The sequence below is a fragment of the Enterobacter sp. UNJFSC 003 genome (assembly GCF_036903355.1).
In the GTDB taxonomy this organism is placed as follows: Bacteria; Pseudomonadota; Gammaproteobacteria; order Enterobacterales; family Enterobacteriaceae; genus Enterobacter.
On record NZ_JBAKHK010000102.1, the window covers coordinates 1 to 299 of the forward strand.

General features: G+C 54.5%; 1 pseudogene. It reads right to left on the reverse strand.

Going from position 1 to position 299, the window contains the following annotated elements:
• Nucleotides 1-236 (reverse strand): annotated as a pseudogene (locus V5P19_RS23285) (MFS transporter); the annotation flags it as partial.
• Nucleotides 237-299 lie beyond the last annotated feature (63 nt).

Sequence of the window (299 nt, forward strand, 5' to 3'; positions counted from 1 at the left end):
CCCATAGCGCCGAGCATCAGGCCGCCGAACCAGCGAGAGATAAAGGCTGCAGAGATCAGACTTGCCGCCTGCACCGTCGTCAGCCCGAATTCACCCTGTACTTCGGTGAGTACCAGGGCGATTAAAACGAAATCAAAACCGTCAAGCAGATATCCCAACCAGGCAGCGGAAAATGCGCGCCATTGTGCACGGTTGAGATGGCGATACCACGGGATATTCTGGGTTGTAGTACTCATTGTGAGTCTCCCGCGGTGGGCGATGCCCACACGCTTTGGTATGAAAATTGTAGGGTACAGATG